This window comes from Burkholderia sp. BCC1988, assembly GCF_905339895.1.
In the GTDB taxonomy this organism is placed as follows: Bacteria; Pseudomonadota; Gammaproteobacteria; order Burkholderiales; family Burkholderiaceae; genus Burkholderia.
Window position 1 is genome coordinate 1 of sequence record NZ_CAJPHA010000074.1, and the last position, 818, is coordinate 818.

The following is an 818-nucleotide window of genomic DNA, read 5'->3' on the forward strand; positions in this document are numbered from 1 at the left end:
TCGAGATCAGCGTCGACAGCGAGCTGGTTGCCGTGGAGCTCGACGTCGACAGCGACGACACATTGCTGTTCGTGGTCGACAGACCCGTCGAAAGCGAGCTCACACCGGTCGACAACGAGCTGGCCGTGGTCGACGTCGAGGTCGACAGCGAAACCACCGTGCTGTCCGTCGTCGACAATGCGGTCGACAGCGAGCTGGTCGCGGTCGACGTCGCCGTGGACAGCGACGTGACCGTGCTGTTCGTCGTCGACAAGCCGGTCGACAGCGAGCTGGCCGAGGTCGAGGTCGAGGTCGACAGCGATGCCACCGTGCTGTCGGTCGTCGACAGGCCCGTCGACAGCGAGCTGATACCGGTCGACAGCGAGCTGGCCGTCGTCGACGTCGAAGTCGACAGCGAAGCCACCGTGCTATCGGTTGTCGACAGCCCCGTCGACAGCGACGACACCGTGCTGTTCGTCGTCGACAAACCGGTCGACAGCGAGCTGGCCGTCGTCGACGTCGAGGTCGACAGCGAAGCCACCGTGCTATCGGTCGTCGACAGCCCCGTCGACAGCGAACTGACTGCCGTCGAACTCGATGTCGACAGCGACGACACCGTGCTGTCGGTCGTCGACAGGCCCGTCGACAGCGAGCTGGCCGTCGTCGACGTCGAAGTCGACAGCGACGTGAGGCTACTGTTTGTCGTGGACAAGCTGCTCGAGATCGAACCGACACTGCTCGACAGCGACGTCACCGTGCTGTTCGTCGTCGACAAGCCCGTCGACAGCGAGCTGACCGACGTAGAGGTCGAGGTCGACAGCGTGTCGATCGCCTGGTTC

General features: G+C 64.4%; 1 protein-coding gene. It reads left to right on the forward strand.

What is annotated here, in order from left to right; all coding sequences use genetic code 11:
• Window positions 1–818 (forward strand): hypothetical protein (locus U4012_RS35610; RefSeq protein ID WP_321804568.1); only part of this gene is annotated, 818 nt, incomplete at both ends.